Origin of the sequence: Sphingomonas aracearum (assembly GCF_003345355.1) — a bacterium.
Classification (GTDB): domain Bacteria; phylum Pseudomonadota; class Alphaproteobacteria; order Sphingomonadales; family Sphingomonadaceae; genus Sphingomonas; species Sphingomonas aracearum.
Genome location: NZ_QQNB01000001.1, coordinates 420755 through 438598 on the forward strand (window position 1 = coordinate 420755; position 17844 = coordinate 438598).

19 protein-coding genes and 2 tRNA genes are annotated in these 17844 nt (G+C 68.3%); 13 read left to right on the forward strand and 8 right to left on the reverse strand.

All coding sequences use genetic code 11. From position 1 onward, the window contains the following. Positions 1-10: 10 nt before the first annotated feature. Positions 11-583, forward strand: coding sequence for a Uma2 family endonuclease (locus tag DVW87_RS02070; RefSeq protein ID WP_114686105.1), 573 nt, complete (start codon positions 11-13; stop codon positions 581-583). Here the strand turns inward: DVW87_RS02070 and DVW87_RS02075 are convergent. Both DVW87_RS02075 and ettA read right to left on the reverse strand, forming a co-directional pair. Then, the gene (locus tag DVW87_RS02075) at positions 580-996 is read right to left on the reverse strand and encodes a ribose-phosphate pyrophosphokinase (RefSeq protein WP_114686106.1); all 417 of its coding nucleotides are present in this window, start codon (positions 994-996) and stop codon (positions 580-582) included. The two genes, DVW87_RS02070 and DVW87_RS02075, sit on opposite strands and share 4 nt — an antisense overlap. A 28-nt stretch (positions 997-1024) precedes the next feature. Next, positions 1025-2704, reverse strand: a complete 1680-nt coding sequence (gene ettA, locus DVW87_RS02080; protein ID WP_114686107.1) for an energy-dependent translational throttle protein EttA — start codon at positions 2702-2704, stop codon at positions 1025-1027. A 142-nt stretch (positions 2705-2846) separates the two neighbouring features. Here ettA and DVW87_RS02085 point away from each other — a divergent pair, with 142 nt between their 5' ends. The 6 genes from DVW87_RS02085 (at position 2847) to DVW87_RS18660 (ending at position 5982) form a co-directional block, all read left to right on the forward strand. Continuing rightward, positions 2847-4244 (forward strand): M28 family peptidase, encoded by a 1398-nt coding sequence (locus DVW87_RS02085; RefSeq protein ID WP_114686108.1) that lies wholly within the window; start codon positions 2847-2849, stop codon positions 4242-4244. A 144-nt stretch (positions 4245-4388) separates the two neighbouring features. Further along, entirely contained in the window at positions 4389-4652 is a 264-nt protein-coding gene (locus DVW87_RS02090; protein ID WP_114686109.1) for a hypothetical protein, read from the forward strand. Positions 4653-4792: 140 nt separating this feature from the next. Continuing rightward, positions 4793-4869 (forward strand) — tRNA-Pro (locus tag DVW87_RS02095). 231 nt (positions 4870-5100) lie between these two features. Beyond that, positions 5101-5177, forward strand: a tRNA-Ile gene (locus tag DVW87_RS02100). 212 nt (positions 5178-5389) lie between these two features. Next, positions 5390-5653, forward strand: coding sequence for a hypothetical protein (locus tag DVW87_RS02105; protein WP_114686110.1), 264 nt, complete (start codon positions 5390-5392; stop codon positions 5651-5653). A gap of 14 nt (positions 5654-5667) precedes the next feature. Next, positions 5668-5982 carry a DUF6961 family protein gene (locus DVW87_RS18660; protein WP_147276180.1) on the forward strand — a complete coding sequence of 105 codons (315 nt, stop codon included), beginning with the start codon at positions 5668-5670 and terminating at the stop codon, positions 5980-5982. Between the two features lie 429 nt (positions 5983-6411). Here the strand turns inward: DVW87_RS18660 and DVW87_RS02110 are convergent, their stop codons facing one another. After that, positions 6412-6999 carry a hypothetical protein gene (locus tag DVW87_RS02110; RefSeq protein WP_147276181.1) on the reverse strand — a complete coding sequence of 196 codons (588 nt, stop codon included), beginning with the start codon at positions 6997-6999 and terminating at the stop codon, positions 6412-6414. Beyond that, positions 6996-7811 (reverse strand): hypothetical protein, encoded by an 816-nt coding sequence (locus DVW87_RS02115; RefSeq protein WP_114686112.1) that lies wholly within the window; start codon positions 7809-7811, stop codon positions 6996-6998. Before DVW87_RS02115 ends, DVW87_RS02110 begins: the two co-directional genes overlap by 4 nt. Positions 7812-7969: 158 nt before the next feature. On the opposite strand from DVW87_RS02115, the gene DVW87_RS02120 reads away from it, so the two are divergent. From DVW87_RS02120 to DVW87_RS02125, 3 genes are read left to right on the forward strand one after another with little or no spacing between them, the layout of a single operon-like run. After that, positions 7970-8332 carry a glycoside hydrolase family 19 protein gene (locus DVW87_RS02120; RefSeq protein WP_239017717.1) on the forward strand — a complete coding sequence of 121 codons (363 nt, stop codon included), beginning with the start codon at positions 7970-7972 and terminating at the stop codon, positions 8330-8332. Between the two features lie 11 nt (positions 8333-8343). Then, the gene (locus tag DVW87_RS18455; RefSeq protein ID WP_275402067.1) at positions 8344-8475 is read left to right on the forward strand and encodes a hypothetical protein; all 132 of its coding nucleotides are present in this window, start codon (positions 8344-8346) and stop codon (positions 8473-8475) included. 37 nt (positions 8476-8512) lie between these two features. Beyond that, positions 8513-10483: a coiled-coil domain-containing protein gene (locus tag DVW87_RS02125; protein ID WP_147276182.1), complete on the forward strand. Its 1971-nt coding sequence runs from the start codon at positions 8513-8515 to the stop codon at positions 10481-10483. On the opposite strand, the gene DVW87_RS02130 is transcribed toward DVW87_RS02125, so the two are convergent. The 3 genes from DVW87_RS02130 to DVW87_RS02140 all read right to left on the reverse strand — a co-directional run bounded on the left by DVW87_RS02130 (position 10478) and on the right by DVW87_RS02140 (position 14127). Continuing rightward, entirely contained in the window at positions 10478-11161 is a 684-nt protein-coding gene (locus DVW87_RS02130) for a tyrosine-type recombinase/integrase (RefSeq protein WP_114686115.1), read from the reverse strand. The two genes, DVW87_RS02125 and DVW87_RS02130, sit on opposite strands and share 6 nt — an antisense overlap. A 94-nt stretch (positions 11162-11255) precedes the next feature. Continuing rightward, on the reverse strand, positions 11256-12269 hold the full coding sequence (locus DVW87_RS02135; protein WP_114687008.1) for a polysaccharide deacetylase family protein: 1014 nt from the start codon (positions 12267-12269) through the stop codon (positions 11256-11258). Positions 12270-12309: 40 nt separating this feature from the next. Then, positions 12310-14127, reverse strand: a complete 1818-nt coding sequence (locus DVW87_RS02140) for a sensor histidine kinase (RefSeq protein ID WP_239017718.1) — start codon at positions 14125-14127, stop codon at positions 12310-12312. Between the two features lie 169 nt (positions 14128-14296). On the opposite strand from DVW87_RS02140, the gene DVW87_RS02145 reads away from it, so the two are divergent. Further along, the gene (locus DVW87_RS02145) at positions 14297-14761 is read left to right on the forward strand and encodes an Lrp/AsnC family transcriptional regulator (RefSeq protein ID WP_114686116.1); all 465 of its coding nucleotides are present in this window, start codon (positions 14297-14299) and stop codon (positions 14759-14761) included. 95 nt (positions 14762-14856) lie between these two features. On the opposite strand, the gene DVW87_RS02150 is transcribed toward DVW87_RS02145, so the two are convergent. Then, on the reverse strand, positions 14857-16191 hold the full coding sequence (locus DVW87_RS02150; protein WP_114686117.1) for a tetratricopeptide repeat protein: 1335 nt from the start codon (positions 16189-16191) through the stop codon (positions 14857-14859). Positions 16192-16363: 172 nt separating this feature from the next. Here DVW87_RS02150 and yaaA point away from each other — a divergent pair, with 172 nt between their 5' ends. Both yaaA and DVW87_RS02160 read left to right on the forward strand, forming a co-directional pair. Beyond that, positions 16364-17116, forward strand: coding sequence for a peroxide stress protein YaaA (yaaA, locus tag DVW87_RS02155; protein WP_114686118.1), 753 nt, complete (start codon positions 16364-16366; stop codon positions 17114-17116). Then, on the forward strand, positions 17113-17790 hold the full coding sequence (locus tag DVW87_RS02160; protein WP_114686119.1) for an SDR family NAD(P)-dependent oxidoreductase: 678 nt from the start codon (positions 17113-17115) through the stop codon (positions 17788-17790). The genes yaaA and DVW87_RS02160 overlap by 4 nt, the downstream gene beginning before the upstream one ends. Positions 17791-17844: the final 54 nt, after the last annotated feature.

Genomic DNA, 17844 nt, shown 5'->3' on the forward strand with positions numbered 1-17844 from the left:
TTCGAACGCAATGATCGAGGCCGTTCCGCTCACAACCGAGCCATTGCCGGTAAAGCTGCGAGTGGAGGATTACCTCACCCTCGACCGGCTGGGATCGCTCGACGCCTACGCCCGCACCGAGTTGATCGACGGCAGGATCGTCTACACGAATGTACGGCACAAGCCGCGCGCGCGGATCACCTCCCGCCTTGCACTCGTCCTCGGCAATGCGCTGCTCGAAAGCGCCAGCGGTTTGGAGGCGCTGATCGGGGGGTCTGTCGCGATGCCTCCGCATGACGTCCCCGTGCCCGACATCGCCATCACGAACGAGCCGGAGGGGACGGGCCTGATCCCGCTCGACTCGCTGGCGCTCGTCGTCGAGGTAGCCGATGCCACGCTCCGCCACGATCTCGGGCGCAAGCAGGCCGTCTATGCGCGGGCGGGCGTGCCGGAATATTGGGTTGTCGACGTGAATGCCGGCGTCATCCACCAGATGTGGGCGCCGTCGGTGGAGAATTACGCCGAACGACGCCAGATCGCCTTCGGCGAGAGGCTGGACGCCGCCACCGTCGCGGGGCTGTGCGTCGACACCGGCGGCCTCTAGCCGCGCCAGCGCCAATCGAAGCAGGCGCGCTGGAGCCGCTCGACATAGGCGCGCGCTTCAGGGCCGTTCCAGGCCGGCGCGTCCGCTCTCCCGCTCCACCAGCCCGCGCCCGGCAGGCGATCGGTTTCGCGCACCACCAGCACCGCCAGTTCGGGTTCGCCGCGCGCCGACCCGTCACGGTCGATCGCGTCGAGCGTCCGGCATAGCGCGCGCATCTTCGGTCTCGTGAAGCGGTGGCCGAGCTGGCCGAGCAGCTCCGAATAGCTCAACGCCCGGCCCTCGCCCGCCGCCTCGATCAGCAACGCACGGATTCGCGCCACGTCGGCGATGGCGCCCGGTCCTTCCACCGGCACGATGCCCTCCGCCTCCAGCCAGCGCGACAGCGTGTCGCCATGGCCGGAGGCGCGCGTCATCAGCGGGTGAGCTTCTTGCCGTAGCGCGTCAGCGCGTCAGCTTCTTATACGCCAGGGCGGTGGGACGGTCGGCAGCATCGCCCAGACGGCGGCGCTTGTCCTCCTCATAGGCCTCGAAATTGCCCTCGAACCATTCGACATGGCTGTTGCCCTCGAAAGCGAGGATGTGCGTCGCCAAACGGTCGAGGAAGAAGCGATCGTGGCTGATGACCACGGCGCAGCCGGCGAAGTTCTCGATCGCCTCTTCCAGCGCGCCCAGCGTTTCCACGTCGAGGTCGTTGGTCGGCTCGTCGAGCAGCAGCACGTTCCCGCCGCGCTTCAGCATCTTGGCGATGTTCACGCGGTTGCGCTCGCCGCCCGACAGCTTGCCGACGTTTTTCTGCTGGTCCTGGCCCTTGAAGTTGAACGCGCCGACATAGGCCCGGGTCGACTGATCGTGCCCGTTGACCTTCATGTAATCGAGCCCGTCGGAGATTTCCTCCCACACGTTCTTCGAGGGGTCGAGGTGATCGCGGCTCTGGTCGACATAGCCCAGCCGCACGGTGGAGCCCATGTCGATCTTGCCGGTATCCGGCGTTTCCTGCCCGGTGATCAGCTTGAACAATGTCGACTTGCCCGCGCCGTTCGGCCCGATCACGCCGACGATGCCGCCGGCGGGCAGCGTGAAGGACAGGTCCTCGAAGAGCAGCTTGTCGCCGTAAGCCTTGGAGACGTTCTCCACCTCGATCACCTTGCCGCCCAGGCGCTCGGGCACCTGGATGACGATCTGCGCCTTGCCGGGGGTGCGGTTCTCCTGGCTGGCGACCAGCTGGTCGAACTTGGCGATACGCGCCTTGGACTTGGTCTGGCGCCCCTTGGGTCCCTGCCGGATCCATTCCAGCTCGTCCTTGATCGCCTTCTGGCGGCCGGATTCCTCGCGATCCTCCTGCTCGAGGCGCTTGGCCTTCTTCTCGAGATAGGTCGAGTAATTGCCCTCATACGGGAAATACTTGCCGCGATCGATCTCGAGGATCCATTCAACCACGTTGTCGAGGAAATAGCGGTCGTGGGTGATCATCAGCACCGCGCCGGCATATTCCTTGAGGTGGTTTTCCAGCCAGGTGACGCTTTCGGCGTCGAGGTGGTTAGTCGGTTCGTCCAGCAGCAGGATGCCGGGCTTCTGGATCAGGAGGCGGGTTAGCGCGACGCGGCGCTTTTCACCGCCCGACAGGCTGGTCACCGGCCAGTCGGACGGCGGGCAGCGCAGTGCCTCCATCGCGATCTCCAGCTGGTTGTCGAGCGTCCAGCCGTCCACCGCGTCGATCTTCGCCTGAAGGTCGCCCATCTCCTCCATCAGCGCGTCGAAATCGGTGTCGTCCTTTAGATCGCCCATCTCGGCCGAGATCGCGTTGAAGCGATCCACCATGTCCGCCGTCTCGCGCGCGCCGTCCTTGACGTTCTCCAGCACCGACTTGGTCGGATCGAGCTCGGGCTCCTGCTCCAGATAGCCGACAGTGATGTTCTCGCCCGGCCATGCCTCGCCGGCGAAATCCTTGTCCACGCCGGCCATGATCTTCATCAGCGTGGATTTGCCGGCGCCGTTGGGGCCGACGATGCCGATCTTGGCGCCCTGGTAGAATTGCAGGTTGATGTTGTTCAGCACCGGCTTGGGGGCGCCGGGGAAGGTCTTGGTCATGTCCTTCATGACAAAGGCGTATTGGGCGGCCATGTCTGGCAGGGCTCCGTCTTTTGAGATGCGGGAAGTTGCCAGCGATGTAATGGGGAGCCGCGGCGAAGGCAATCGCACGGCCCCGCTTGTCGCCGCCCCCGCCGCTGCCTAAGCCGGTTGCGAAACGAAAAGGGGTTCTTCCATGAAGCGGATCGCACTTGCCCTCGCCACCACGACGCTGCTGGGCGGCCCCGCGCTTGGGCAGCGGACGGCGCCCGCGCCGGTGAAGGTCGATCCCGCGGTCGGCAAGCTGCGCGACAAGGCGCTGGACGATCACATCGCGTATGACATCGTGGAAGGCCTCACCACCGAGATCGGCCCGCGTCCCGAAGGCTCCGACCCGCAGGCCCGCGCCCGTGCCTGGGGAGTGGCGCGGCTGAAGGCGCTGGGCTTCAGGAACGTGCGGGTCGAAACCTACACCCTGCCGGTATGGGAGCGCGGCGTGGAGCTGGCGGAAGTGGTTTCGCCCTTTCCACAGAAGTTGCGCCTCGCCGCGCTCGGCAATGCCGGCGCGACGCCGCCCGCCGGGCTCACCGCGCCGGTCGTCTTCTTCGAAACCTTCAACGACCTGCTGAACGCCGCCCCGGGCAGCCTTGCCGGCAAGATCGCCTTTGTCTCCAACTCCATGCAGCCCACGCAGGACGGATCGAGCTATGGCAGCCAGGGCATTGCCCGCTTCGCCGGCCCGAACGTCGCGGCGACCAAGGGCGCGGCGGCCATCGTCATCCGCTCGATCGGCACCGATCACGGACGCGGGCCGCATACCGGCTCCACCAACTTCGCGCCCGGCGTGACGCCGATCCCGGCGGCCGCGCTCTCCGTCGCCGACGCCGAGAACCTGGAGCGGATGGTGAAGCGCGGCAAGCCGGTCACCCTCCATCTCACGCTCACCCCGCGCCAGATCGGCACGCGCGAGAGCGGGAACGTGATCGCCGAGGTGCCCGGCACCGATCCGAATGCCGGTATCGTGCTGATCGGCGGCCATCTCGACAGCTGGGATCTCGGCACCGGCGCGATCGACGACGCCTCGGGCATCGGCATCACCACGGCGGCCGCCAAGTATCTGATGGAAGCCGGCCGGCACCGCCGCACGATCCGCGTGGTATGGTTCGGCGACGAGGAGATGGGCGGGATCGGCGGCGCGGCCTATGCCAGGGCGCATGCGAACGAACGCCACGCGACGGCCGGCGAGAGCGACTTCGGCGCCGATCGCGTGTGGCGCTTCGAGACCAACCTGCCGGACAGCGCCAGGGCGGTCGCGGATCGCCTCGCGGTCGCCCTTGCCCCGCTGGGGATCGTGCGCGGCACGGGCGTGGGCGGCGACGGCACCGATGTCGGCCCCGTGCTGCGCACCGGGGTCGCCGCGATCGACCTCAACCAGGACGGCACGCGCTATTTCGACTATCACCATACGCCCGAGGACACGCTCGCCCTCATCGATCCCGTTCAGCTTCGCCAGAACGTCGCGGCATGGACCGCCATGCTCGCCGTTGTCGCCGATGCGCCGGAGGAGATCGGACCGGTAACGCCGAAGGGTTGATCCGGAGCGATGAGACGAACCGTTGTTCCGCGACCTTGCCGGCGAATGAATGGGAATTGACGCACGTTACGCGTCCGCTATGACCGCACGCTCGCGACGGCAATCAGGCTGGACGCGTTTATGGTTTTGCTTGGGAGCAACCGCATGAAGAAGATCGCCTTTGTTCTCGCCGCCGCCGGCCTGATGTCCGTGGCCGCCTGCTCGAAGTCGCCGGAAGCCGCCGCCGTCGAGAACAACGCCGACATGGTCGCCGACAACCTCGAAATGGCTGCCGACAACATCGAGGACGCCGCCTCGAACGGCACCGACGCGATGCAGGCGAACGCCGATGCGACGGCCGACAACCTCAACGCCGCTGCCGACAACGTCCGTGACGCTGCCGACGCCAAGGCCGACAACATGCAGTAATGCCTGTCCCGGGCCTTGCGTCCGGACAGCATCTGCTACGAAAGGGCGCTCCCGTTCGGGGGCGCCCTTTTTCGTCGGGTTCAGCGCCGCAGCGCATGCTTGCGCCCGCGCAAACGGCCGCTTAAGGCCATGCCACGCGTCGGGGAGTGGCGCAGTCTGGTAGCGCGCCTGCTTTGGGAGCAGGATGTCGCAGGTTCGAATCCTGTCTCCCCGACCACGTTCCGCCGGCAAGACGATGGCGGAGCCATCGGCGAGCTTGAGGCGGGACCGGCCGGCGGCGCTCAAGCGCCGACCGACCGCGCGGCTTCGCCGCGGCGCCCCGACCGAAGCCTTGCTTTCCCACGCCCGTCGCGGCAAAGCCGCGCCGTCAGTTGCAGCGGTGCTGCGCTGGCCGAGCCTTGCACGGCGCGAGCATAGCTGTGCTATTTCGTGCGTGCATGCGGCGTGTGGGCCTGTAGCTCAATTGGTTAGAGCTGGCCGCTCATAACGGCTAGGTTGCGGGTTCAAGTCCTGCCGGGCCCACCACGCGAAGTTCTCATACTTTCCCATATGTTCTCACCGGCTCTCCTGCGATGCAATCCCCTCTGTGCGGATGTTTCTCAGACGTTCTCACGAGCCTGCTGACATTCGCGGATCACCTGGGGGTAGCGGCGGGGGTATTGGGCGGGAAAGTGGGGGTATCGAGTTCGCAGGCGTCAGCGCCTTGCTCGCGGCGGTGCGGCCGCTACGATCCCAGCATGACCGCCCCGCCCCGCGCTCGCCTGGTGATCACCGCGGACATGGCGCGGAAGAACTTGGGCGCGATCGCCGCCGAACGGGGCATTACGCTCACGTCCCTCTCCGCCCTGCTCGGCAGGAGCGCGGCCTACATGCAGCAGTATGTTCAGCGAGGATCGCCCAAATGGCTGGATCCGGACGATCGCCTGCTGCTGGCCAAGCACCTGCAGGTGGACGAGCGCTTGCTCGGCGCCCGCGACCCGTGGACGCCAGGGGAAGGCTGAGGCAAGCTGAACGGATGAACGCGGATCGGGAGCGCTGGGCAGAAGCGGTGCTTGTGGAGAAAAGCCACGGCGACGCCGCCCCTGCGTTCATCGCCGAGCGCATCGGCGCGTTGGGCGCTGGCCGGCGACGAAGGCGGTGTGCAGCGCTGGCGCGAGATCGCGGAGCGCTTCGATCAGCTGCTCGCAGCGCGGGCGCGGCCGACGAACTGATGCAACGCCGAGCGCTGGTCTTGATCGAGGCGGTGGCCTTGGCGGGGCTGGTCGCCTGGCAGGCTGTTGGGATGCTCTGGTCCGGCGCGCGTGGCGTGTGGGCGCTGCTTGCGGGATAGGCCTGCGGCGATTCTGCAGCTGGCAACGCGAGCGCGTTCCTGCTCTGTTCCGCTTGAACTCAGCAGGCGATTCGATGCATGTCCGCTAACACTCGGCTCGACAATCTCTCCGATCTTATCAAACACAAGGCCAATCTCAAGATCACCTGCGGCTGCGGGCGAGTGCACGCACTCGATGCGCACCGAGTGCATCGCTATCTGCTTCTTCGGTGCTGGAATACCCAGCTGGAGGCGCTGCGAGCCCGCCTGCGATGCGGCGCCTGTGGTAGGACTGGTGGTAACCTGCGCGCCTCACCCGAGCCGCCAACGCCCGCCGATCCGTTTCCGCGTACGGAGGCCGACTGGCAGCGCTTGCACCGCCGACTGCGCGGGTAGGCGATCGCGCGTAGCAAAGCCGCCGGCTAAAGGGCGAGCGTTCGCGCTCGCCCTCTACTGCGAAGGTGGGATCGCCGACACCGTTACTGTCGTGCCCGCTAGGCTGGCCGCCCCAAACGGCAGCACATCGATCTTGCCCGCAGTCAGCGCAGTCAGCGTCAACGCGGAGCTTTGAGCAATCCAGCATTTGACCGGCACGCCGGTCGCCGTCGGCGCGCCGGTGATGTCGCAATCGATCGGCTGCAACGCTGCCGTGTTGATCGCCACCGGATCGCCGAGCATCACCGGTGCAGTGCCAACGGCAAAGGCGCTGGTCCAGGCGGCCATGCAGGCGTTGCTGGCCGCCAGCACGCAGCTGCCCGTCCGGCTGATCCGCGCCGGCACCCAATCGCCGCGCTTATAGGTTGTGGCAGTACCGACCTGGCCCCCCACCATCTCGGCCGAGCCGACCGTGGTAGCCGGCTGCGGCACCGCCGCCTGCACTTGGGCGGCCGCCGCGGCGGCCTGCTCTGCCTTGATAACGGCTGCGGCGATCTGGCTTTGGATCGCGGACGTATCCACCGGCGAGGGCACCACAGCCAGCTGCGCCGCGGCAGGCGCCGCCAGTGCAATGGCTAGGCTTGCGCAAAACAGTCGGATCATTGCGTCCTCGTGAGGCGGATCATTGACAGGTAGGACCGACTGCTGCCGGCTGCGGTTGTCAGCGTGACGGTGATCTTGCCCCCGATCGGGGCAATGCCGGTCCAGGTGTCCACCACCAAATTGTCGCTGGGATTGCGCGTCCTGGTGGAGCCGTTGACGCTGATCGCAGCTGTGCGGGTGGCAAAGGTGCCAACCTGATTGCTCAGGGCCTCCACGGTATAGCCGGAACCGGGCACGGTAATCTCGATCGACCAGGTAACGCCGGTATCCGCTCGCACGCTCTGGACGGAGATATCGTCGGGCACAGGTCCGGAGTCGTATCCGGTATCCGTACCGCCACTTGCCGATACGCTGGTGCCCGCGCCCGTCACCAGCACCGACACGCCGACTGCAACCGCCCCGTCGACGCGGGTGAGGCTCGACAGGCTGGAGCCTGCCGTGGCTGCGGTGGGTACGACATTCCAGTTCGGCGTTGTCCGGCTGGCAGTCGATCCCAAGGCGATCTGCACTTGGTCTATTGGTGCCGCAACCGCATTCACCCGCGCTAGCATTACCGTGCGATAGGAAGTGTCCGGCAAAGCGGACAGCGCGTTAAGCGCCGCCTGCTTGTCTCCGAAATAAGCGGTCGCCTCTGCCTTTTCGACTAGCAGCGCCTCAAACGGCTTTGCAGGGTACGCCCCGTTGATAATCCGCCCGATGATCGTACGCACGATCTCCCGGCGCAGCACATTAAACCCGAGTGCCGTCTCGTGGATGCCATCGCCGCTGACATACCAAGGTCGCTGCACCGCGAGCGAGTAGGGGTGGAGCATCGGCACGCCGCGGGCGGCGTCAAACTGTTCGGCGACCAGCGCCTGGACTCGGCCTCTCCGCCGCTATCCATTTTCCTCGCGTAGGGCTGCTCGACACGAGCCAGCGGCTCGCGCACGGGCTCGCCCAGTTCGGACACGAGAGCGGTGGCTTCCGCTACATGGAGGAAATCTGGGGCCCGACGGCCGCCCAGCGCGGGTACGAGGGTCGCAAGGATCTCGGCAACACGCAGGCCGGCGACGGCGTCCGGTTCAAGGGGCGTGGCCCGATCCAGGTGACCGGCCGAGCGAACTATCGCACCTATGGCCGCGCGATCGGCATTGATCTTGAGCGCCGCCCTGATCTGGCGAGCGTGCCGAGCATCGGTCTGATGGCCTCCTGCGCGTACTGGTCCGCCCACAACCTCAACTCGTTCGCCGATCGCGACGACGTGGAGGGGCTCACCCGCGCCATCAACGGCGGCCTCAATGGCCTAGCCGATCGCAAAGCGCGCCTGATCGCTGCCCGCACCCTGCTCACCTGAGGAGAAGACCCATGCCGAAGATCAAGCTCAACCTGCGCACCATTGTGGCCGCCGCGCTTCAGCTCGCCGCTGCTGCCCCGGTCATCATCGCAGCGATCAAGCCGGCGCTCGACGCGCTGAAAAAGGACAAGCCGGCGGCCTGAGCCGCGCTCTCTCTCTCTCTCTCTCGAAAGGACCAGCATGAAGATCCTGCTTCGTTGGGCGGGCGCGACGGCGCTCGCCTGTCTCTCTATGCCTGCCACAGCGCAGATCGCGCCCGGCACGCCCGCTAAGGCGCCCGCCGGCTTTCTGCCCGGGCAGGCGACCTATTGCTCCACGGATGGGGGCTCCATCTGGGTGCCGTGTTCGCCCAGCAACGGCGGCGAAAGCGGTGCCGCTGGCGATCCGAGTTCCACCGGGGCAAGCGGCAGCACGACCGCTCCGGCGAACGTCTCCATGCAGGGCTTCTATGACGGTGCCGCGGTCCGCCGCGGTCTGAGCGACCCAAGTGGTCGCCAGGTGGTCAACGTCAACAGCCTGCCGCCACTCCCCGCCGGGACTGCCGTCATCGGCTCGATTGCCAACACCGGCTTTGCCATCACCGGCACGCTGCCGGCATTCGCCGCCACCCCGACGTTCAACCTTGGCGGCGGCGGGCTGGGCACCTCTGCCATCCCGGTCTACACCGCACCATCGGGCGGCACGCCGACTGTCGCGGCGCCTGGCGCGGTCGCACCGGTGAGCGCCCAGCAGATCGGCGGCACGGACGGCACCATCCTGCGGGCGCTGCGCACCGACAGCGGCGGGCGGTTGCTGCCTGGGCAAGGCGTTGTCACCTCGATGCGCACGGCGCTGACGGCTAGCACGCCCACCAGCATCAGCGCCGCGGCGGCGGGGCGCGTAGGGCTCACCGTGCAGGTGGAGACGGCGCTGATCCGCCAGGAACTTTATACTCGCATCCTGAGCGGCGAGGCAGCTGAGGCAATCGCCCGCACTCAGCTCGGTGTCCAGATCGGCCTGCTCGATGCGCGCAGCGTGCAGGAGACGGCGCTTCGGATCGCCGGCGACAAGGTGAGCGCGGATCGGATCGACGGCCTTGTCGTGACGACGCGTGACCAGGGCGCGGCCATCGCCACTCTGGAGCAGGCCTCGATCGATGCCAAGGGCGGGATTGCGGGCGTGCAGACGACAATCCGGCAGCAGATCGGCCGGCAGGATGACGCTGATGAGGCGCTGCTCCGTTCGCTGCTTGCTGGCGATCAGGCGGATCGCGCGCGCGCGGCGCAGTTGGTGCAAATTCAGACGGAGTTTACCACCACCCTCGTTGCGAACGAGGCGGCATCCGCCATCGCGAGGCAGGCGCTGCTTGCTCGCATGGGCCGGGCCGAGGCGGCGACCAGCGATCTGACCAAGGTGCTCGCGGACACGACGCAATCGCTGGTGCAGCGGATCTCGGCCGGCGAGGCGGTTTTCAATGACGCCACGACCGGCCTTGCTGCCACACGCGCCCGGCTGATCCTGGAGGAGGAGGCACGGGCCGAGCTGGCCCGTGCGACCAGCGAGCGCCTCGAATTGCTGGAGGCAAGCGTCAACGATCCCGTGTCCGGTCTAACCGCCGTGAGCGCAGCCGTGGGACGGCAGGATCAGGCCATTGCCGACCTCGACGCCGGCAAGGCCGAAGCCTCTTCATTGGAGCAGGTTTCGACCGAGGTCGATGGCCACACCAACACGATCAATTTCCTTCTGCGGTCCGCCAACGGCGAAGAGGGTTATGCCCAGCTCACGATCGAGCAGACCGGGTCAGATGGCCAGGTGCAGGTCACGGGCATGCTCAGCCCCTCGCGCAAGTCGAGCGTGCTCCGCCTGTATTTCGGCGTGGACACGGCGGCAGCGGACTTCTGGTTGGCGGCGACGACAGCAGAAGGAATCAGGCCATGCCCCATCGGGCGCTCACCACAACCGAAATGGCGGCGGCTCAGAAGCTGTTCGACCACATCATGGCCGCTGAATACGGAGGCTCCCCCGAAGAGGGCGAAAGCATGGAGACCTACACCTTGCGGGTGTGGGAGCGATGCGCGGCCGGCGTCATTGAGCCGCCGCCGGCAACCGGCGCGGGCTGAACGCGGCATCACGCGGCAATCCTTTCCGGTTGCGCTTGGTAGCCGGTCATGAAGGCGCGAACCTTCTGCTCGGTCTCAGGCCATAGGGGCGGAAACGCCAGTTTTGTACCGGCGCAATGTCTGGGAGCGCCGCAATCGCGGCAAAAACCCGCAGGCCGGGCGGGTTCGCACGCAGCACCGCCGGCCGGGTGACGATCGCCTGCGCCGAAGCGGCGCACGGCAGCACCGCGCTCCACAGCGCGGCGGCGGCGAGGATCAGCCGCCCAAGCATCACTGCGCGCTCCAGCTGTTGGCCACCAGCGTCGGCGTGGCGGTCGAAAAGCCATACAGGGCCGAGCTCGGCGCCAGCAGGAACGTGTAGGACCAGCTGCGCCTGCCCAGGCGACCAGCGCGGGCGCTCGGCGGCGTGCCATTCCCGCGCCACCGCCTCGAACGTGTTCGCGGCTGCCGTTACCGCCTTGCGGCGGGCAAGCGCTCGCTCGATCGCCGGATCCTTGTCCTGGCGGAGCACAGTGCGCGCTTCGTCGCGCCGGTCGCGCGCCTCGGCAAGGCTCACTTCCGGATAGAGCCCGAAGGTCAGCAGCTTCTCCTTGCCGCCGAAGCGGTACTTGAGGCGCCACGACCGCGCGCCACTCCTGGCGACGAATAGATAGAGCCCGCCACCGTCGGCCAGTTTGTAGGGCTGGTCGCCCGGCTTCGCGTTGCGGACTTCAGCGGCGGTCAGCGGCATGGCCGTTCGTTCTTCCTATCGACTCACACGTGGGGGTATCCACGGGGGTACCGTAAGAGAACACAACGCGAACGGCCACGGTTTTCTGCGGCTTTTAGGCCTCAGTTAAGTGGGTGCCGGGCCCACCACCGACGGACGGCGTTGCCGCCGCCAGGACGTCGTGGAGGCTGGCCGGGCGGATCGACCGGCGGTCCAGCGCGGCGAGCACCTCGTCCCACCATCGCCAGAACAGGCGGAGATCGCCGGCATCGCGGACGTAGGGCGTATGGCCCGGCGCCAGGCTGGGCGAGTGGAACGCGAAGTTGAGCATGCGCAGCCCTTCGCCGTCCGCCACCGCAATGGCTTCCAGCACATCGGACAGCGGCATGTCCTCCGGGGTGAGGGAAACGCGCGACAGCAGGCCGAGCCGCGCGGCGATGCCTCGCCCCCGCGGTACCCGGCCGAGTTGGTCGAACAGCCGGGTGCCGCCAACTCGCGCACGCCCGGTGAACAATGTCGTGAACGGCAGCTCGAGGATGCCGTCGCGCCAGAAGGCGGCGTTGCCGATCGACCGGAAATCCGGACCGCCCTCCCCGCCATAGTCGTAGTATGCGCGAACCGAGCTATCGAGGCGGTAGCCGCGCTCCGCCAGCAGCCGCAGGCTGTTGCGCCCCAGGCCGTAGCGCCCGGCGCGGAACGCGATCGGGGCGGCACCGGTCGCCTCGGTGATCGCGCTTGTCAGCGCGTCCAGCTTGGCCGCTTCCAGCCCCTCGGGAAGGTTGCCGGCAAAGCTGTTCGCAGGCGTCAGCGTCTCCGCGAACGGCGGCGTCACCCAGGCGTGGAGCTGAGCCCCGATGGCCGACCGGCCGTCCGCCAGCACGCCGCGCAGGATGTCCGCCCCGGCAGGCTCCGCGACCGCGGGATGGTCCGCCATGTAGGTCAGCGGCACGGCCCACTCGGCGAAACGGGCATGCGCCGCCGGGATCGCGCGCATCGCCGTGACCTGCCGGTTGCCGCGCGAAAGCGGCGCGCGCCAGTCGAATTCTTCCTCGGTATCGACGAAAACCGTGAAGCGGCGACCGAACTCGGCGGACCATTCCGCCCGCTCGCCCGCAAGAGGGGCGGGCATGGCGTAGCCGGCGGCCGCTGGCACCCGCCCCTTCACCCGGTCAGTTCGCGCTTGCCCGTGCCACCTTGTCGATAACGGCGGCTGGCAGCCGCAAAGTCAAGCGATCCTCGGCAATGTCCAGCGCGCCGCCGAGCTCGACCGAGAGGTTGCGCACCAGCCGCAACGCGAAGCCGGTGCCCAGCAGAGGCGCGCCAGCCTGTGCGGGCGCATCCTCGTCCGCGGTGAGCAGCGCCTGCTCCGACAGGCCGGCGAGCGCCGCCGGCCGGGAGAAGGCCAGCGCGACATGCTCGCCCGCGGGCTCGGCCGACACGATCAGCGCCTCACCGCGCGCACATGCCGCCATCAGCGTCGCCATCAACCGTGCCGCCAGCCGTTCTGCCGCCCCCTCGTCCGCCGCGAGCGCCAGCGACTGTTCCGTCGGCAGCACCAGGGTGGCGCCGCGCAGGCTCGCCAAGGGCGCAAGATCCTCCGCCACCCGCGTGAGCAGTGCGGTCAGCGGCACCGTGCCGGCGCGCAGTTCCAGCCGGCGGCTGCGCAGCCGCGCGGCAAGGTCGACGTCCTCGATCGCCGCGAGAAGATCGCCCGCATGGCGCCGGATCGTCTGCGCCTGTTCGCGATACGGGGGCGGCACGGGGCCGAGCATCTCCACCTCGATCATCTCGGCAAACCCGGATATCGCGTTGGTGGGCGTGCGCAATTCGTGAACCAGCTGCCGCAAGGCATCGGGTGCCGGACCGGGAGAGGCGGCGCTCTCCTCGCGACGGGGGCGGCGGGCAACCCCGCGATAGCCGGTGAACCGGCCGCTTTCCTGCGCGAACACGGGAACCGCGGAAAGGCGCCAGCTTCCCGCCACGGGCGACCGCCCGGAAATCTCCAGCCGCGCGCCGCTGAACGGCTGGCGTCCGCGAAAAGCACCGCCCGCGCTGGCATCCACCCGCCCCAGGCCGGCAGGCGCGGCCAGATCGAGGGAAAGGCCGACAAGCGCCGCCCGCGCGGCGATGTCCACCCAGCGGATGGTGCCCGCCTGGTCCGTCTCGAAACGGAAGCTCTCCGCTGCCGCTGCCGGCTGCGCCTGTGCCGCCACCGGCTCGGGCGCCTCGCCGCCCTCCTCGCGCCGGCGCCGATAGGCATCGATCCGCGCGACCAGATCCGAAATGCGGAAGGTGCCGCCGGGCTGCTCCCGGTCGGCCGAACCGGCATGGCGCAGCGCTTCGGCCACCACCGGCAACTCCCGCGCGACATGGCCGAAGGCGACAAAGGAGCCGGGCGACTGCGGCGCGGAGGGCGCGGGGGGCAGCGCAGGTTCGGGCGAGCGCTCCTGCGGAACATCGGGCACGGGCTCAGGCACCGCCGGTGCAGGCGCCTCCTCCGGGTCGCCGAGCTCCTGCGCGTCTGCACCGAACCCCGCGCCCTCCCCGGCGGGCAGCACGAAATCGACCGGCCCGAAGCTTTCCAGCGAGCGGCGCACGGCCGCGCCCAGATCGCGGCGGTGGCGCAGCACCGCGCGGCTGCCCGGCGCAAGGCCGGGCAGAAGCGCGATCCAGTCCTTGTCGGCCAGCCTTCCCGTTCGCAGCACGGGCGCGGCGACGGCGGCATCGTCCTCCGCGAAGAAGCCGACGATCGCCCCTTGCGGCGCTCCCGCGGCGACCGCACGGGCGCTTGCGGAGCGAACGGCGGCCGGCACCTTGTCCCGCAGCGTGCGCAGCCGCGCGATTGCCGCTTCCGGCGCGGAAACCCGCCCGCGGCCGACCAGATCGACGAGCTGCCGCCACGCGATCTGCGCGCCCACCGGCGTGCTGGTATCCTGCGCGAGAACGGTGTCGAGGCTGTCGTCGAAACGCAAAACGTTGTCCTTCATGCGACGCGGCGGCCGTCGTCGTAAGAGATCATTAACTCGCCCCGGCGGGGGTGAGAATCAGCTCTTTTCGGCACGTCGCATTGTGGGACAATTGCGTTCCGCCGCAATTTTATTATCTAGCATAAAGGCAGCCCATTCGAAAGCGAGGCTGCGGGGGAGTATGCGTGCAATGACCTTCGACTCCATCGACCGCAACATCCTGCGTTTGCTTCAGGAAGACGGCCGAATGACCAATGTCGACCTGGCCGAACGAGTAGGGCTGACCGCCCCGCCCTGCCTGCGGCGGGTTCGCGCGCTGGAGGAAGCGGGGGCGATCCGCGGCTACCATGCCGAGCTCGATCCCGCGACGCTGGGCTTTCCGATCACCGTTTTCGCGATGGTGTCGCTGCGCAGCCAGGCGGAGCACGATCTCGCCGCCTTCGAGGCGCATGTGGCGGACATTCCCGAGATCCGCGAATGCTACATGCTGAACGGAGAGATCGACTTCATCCTCAAGATCGTCGCCGGTGACCTGAAGAGCTTTCAGGACATCCTCACCACGCATCTCACGCCCGCCCCCAACGTCGCCAGCGTGAAGACGTCGCTGACGATCCGCGCCGCGAAGAACCAGCCGGGCATTCCCGTTCTCGACTAGCCGCCTCCGCGCGGCCCCACGCCGTGGCGGAAGCTGCGGTCAAAAAGAAAGGGCGGCATCGCTGCCGCCCTTCCCGTCCCGTCGGTGGAGCCGCCTCAGTTGGCAGCCACGGGGGCAGCCGCGCCGTTGGCGGGCGCGTCCAGCCACACGGTCCAGAGCTGCGCGATCTCCGTGCGCGGCGCCGTCTTGATCGACGAGAACGCCTGCTTGGCGCCCGTCTTGTCGCCGGCATTGGCAAGCGCGATGCCGAGATGGGTGTTCACCTCGTCCGCGTTCATCGCCGGCGTGCCCGGCTTGGGAGCGGCAAGCGCCGCGCGGTACAGCTCGGCCGCCTTGGCCCAGTTGTTGTTGCCCAGGTAGAAGTCGCCCACGTCGGCCAGCGCGCGGCCGGTGCCGGTGCGCTTGGCCTTGGCCTCCTGCGCCTCGGCGGTGCCTTCGGTGCCGAGCTGCTGGCGTGCCAGGCCCAGGAGCTGCGCGGCCGAACCGGTCGGCTTGCCGCCCGCGGCCGGGATCTTCCCGTTCTTCACGCCCTCGTCCATCACCGAGACGGACTCGCGCGCCAGGCCGGTGTCATAGGTGAGCTGCGCATATTCCAGGTAATCGGCACCGACGAGCGAGTTGGTGGCCCGCATCAGGCGGAACAGGTCGACGCGCTGGCGCGAGTCGATGCGCTTGGCGCCGGCGCCCTGGAAGCCGAAGGTGTAGATCGCGTCGCGCCAGTTCTTGGGCGTGCCGAAATCGTGCAGCCACATGGCGGTCACGCGCTGCGTGCCGGCATTGTCGCCCAGCTTGTAGTAGCGGGAGATGGCAAAGCGATACTGGTCCTCGCTCACCGGGCGCCCGGCAGCCTTTTCCGCCAGGATCGACTTTTCGAGGTCGGCAAGCCCGCCCGCGACGTCACCGCCCTCGGTCTTGGCGCGGACGATCTGCAGCGCGAGGTTCTCGTTCTGATAGCCGAGCTGCTGCGCCTTCTGGAACGCGGCCAGCGCCTGCGGGAACTGCTTGGCGTTGTAGTACATGTTGCCGCGCGAATAAGTGTAGCGGCCGAGATCCTCCTGCGGCGTCACCGGATTGGCGAGCAGCTGGTCCAGCAGCGGGGCAAGCTTGGCATCGGCGGTGGGATCGTTGGGCGCCAGCTGGCCCGCCGTCATCTGCAGGCGCAGCGCGGTGATGAAATAGCGATCACCATCCGTCTTGGCGGCTGCATCGGCGGCGGTCAGCGCGGTGGTGGCGGTGGCGTAATCCTTGGCACCGATCGCGGTCTGCGCGGCCTGGATCTGCTTCAGCGCGTCGGCATTGCTGACGGAGGGCTTTTGCGGGCCGGTCTGCTCTTCCTTCTTCTTGTCCTTGGCCAGCGCCGGGGTCAGCGCCAGGCCGCTCGCCCCGGCGAGCAGCGCTGCGGCGAGCGCGAAACGGGGAAAGGTCTTCATGGAAACTCTCCTTTTGCGGCAATCTGTGCGGCAGGGGCCGTTCAATCGTACCGGGCGGCATCTAGACCGCAGGACCGGGCGGTTCAAGCGACGGACCGGATCGGGAAAGCCTTTGTTGCCGGGCCGCTGAACGCCGATTGAACGCAGGGCGGCGGCGCTCTACCGGCAGCGCATGATCGCGCTCCTCTCGCCGGCGAAGACGCTGGACTATGAAACGCCCCTGCCGCCGCTGGCCGCCACCGCCCCGCGCTTTGCGAACGAGGCGGATCGGCTGGCGCGCGCCGCCGCCAACCTGTCGCAGAAGAAGCTGGCCGAGCTGATGCACATCTCGCCCAAGCTCGCCAAGCTGAACGCGGATCGCTTCGCCGGCTTTGCCGAGGCGGTCGAGCGTCCCGCGCTGTTCGCCTTTGCCGGGGACGTTTACACCGGCTTCGACGTCGCCAGCGCGCCTGCCGAAGCGATCGAGTTCGCGCAAGGCCACGTCCGCATCCTGTCCGGGCTTTACGGGCTGCTGCGCCCGCTCGATGCCATCCGGCCCTACCGGCTGGAGATGGGCGTGCGCTGGGCACCCCGGCGCAAGAGCCTGTACGAGTTCTGGGGCGACCGGGTGGCCGACGCGATCGCGGGCGATGTGGCAGAGGAGGGCTCCGGCGCGGTCCTGAACCTCGCCAGCCAGGAATATTGGCAGGTCGCGCGCGACCGCCTGCCGCAGGACGTGCGGGTGATCGACGTCGAGTTCCACGAAGCGGACGGCCGCTTCGTCAGCTTCCATGCCAAGAAGGCGCGTGGCACCATGGCGCGCTGGATGTGCGAACACCGGATCGCCGCAACCGACGACATGCGCGGCTTCGACGCCGACGGTTACCGCTTCGATCGCGAGGCCAGCGAGAACAACCGCTGGTCCTTCCGGCGGGCCGAGGCATGAGCACCCGCGCCGCGATCATCGGGGCCACCGGCGGGATCGGCGCCGCGCTGGCAGAGGCGCTGGCGGAGGAAGGCGCCACCGTGCTGCGCTTCGGCCGCAGCCTTCCGGGCCTGCAGCACCTCGACCTGCTCGACGAGGCGAGCATCGCCGCCGCCGCCGCACATGCGGCTGGTGCCGATCTGGTGCTGGTCGCCACCGGCCTGCTCCATGAAGGCGATCACGGGCCCGAGAAGGCTTTTCGCGACCTCGACCCCGAATGGCTTGCCCGGCAATATGCGGTCAACGCGATCGGCCCGGCGCTGGTGGCCAAACACTTCCTGCCGATCCTGCCCAAGTCGGGGCGCGGCGTGTTCGCCGCGCTGACCGCGCGTGTCGGCAGCATCTCGGACAACCGCCTCGGCGGCTGGTACGGCTATCGCGCTGCCAAGGCCGCGCTCAACCAGATCATCCGCACGCTGGCGATCGAGGAGCGCCGGCGCAACGACCGCTCGATCGTCGTGGCGCTGCACCCCGGCACCGTCGACACCGCGCTCTCCAAACCCTTCCAGCAGAGCGGCCGCGACCTGTTCCGGCCGGACCGCGCGGCGGTGCAGCTGCTGGACGTCCTGGACGGCCTGCGCCCGCCCGACAGCGGCAAGATCTTCGCCTGGGACGGCGCAGAGATCGTGCCCTAGCTCCAGCCCCTTCGCACGCGCGCGTACGCGTGCACGCCCCCACGCGCGGGCGTA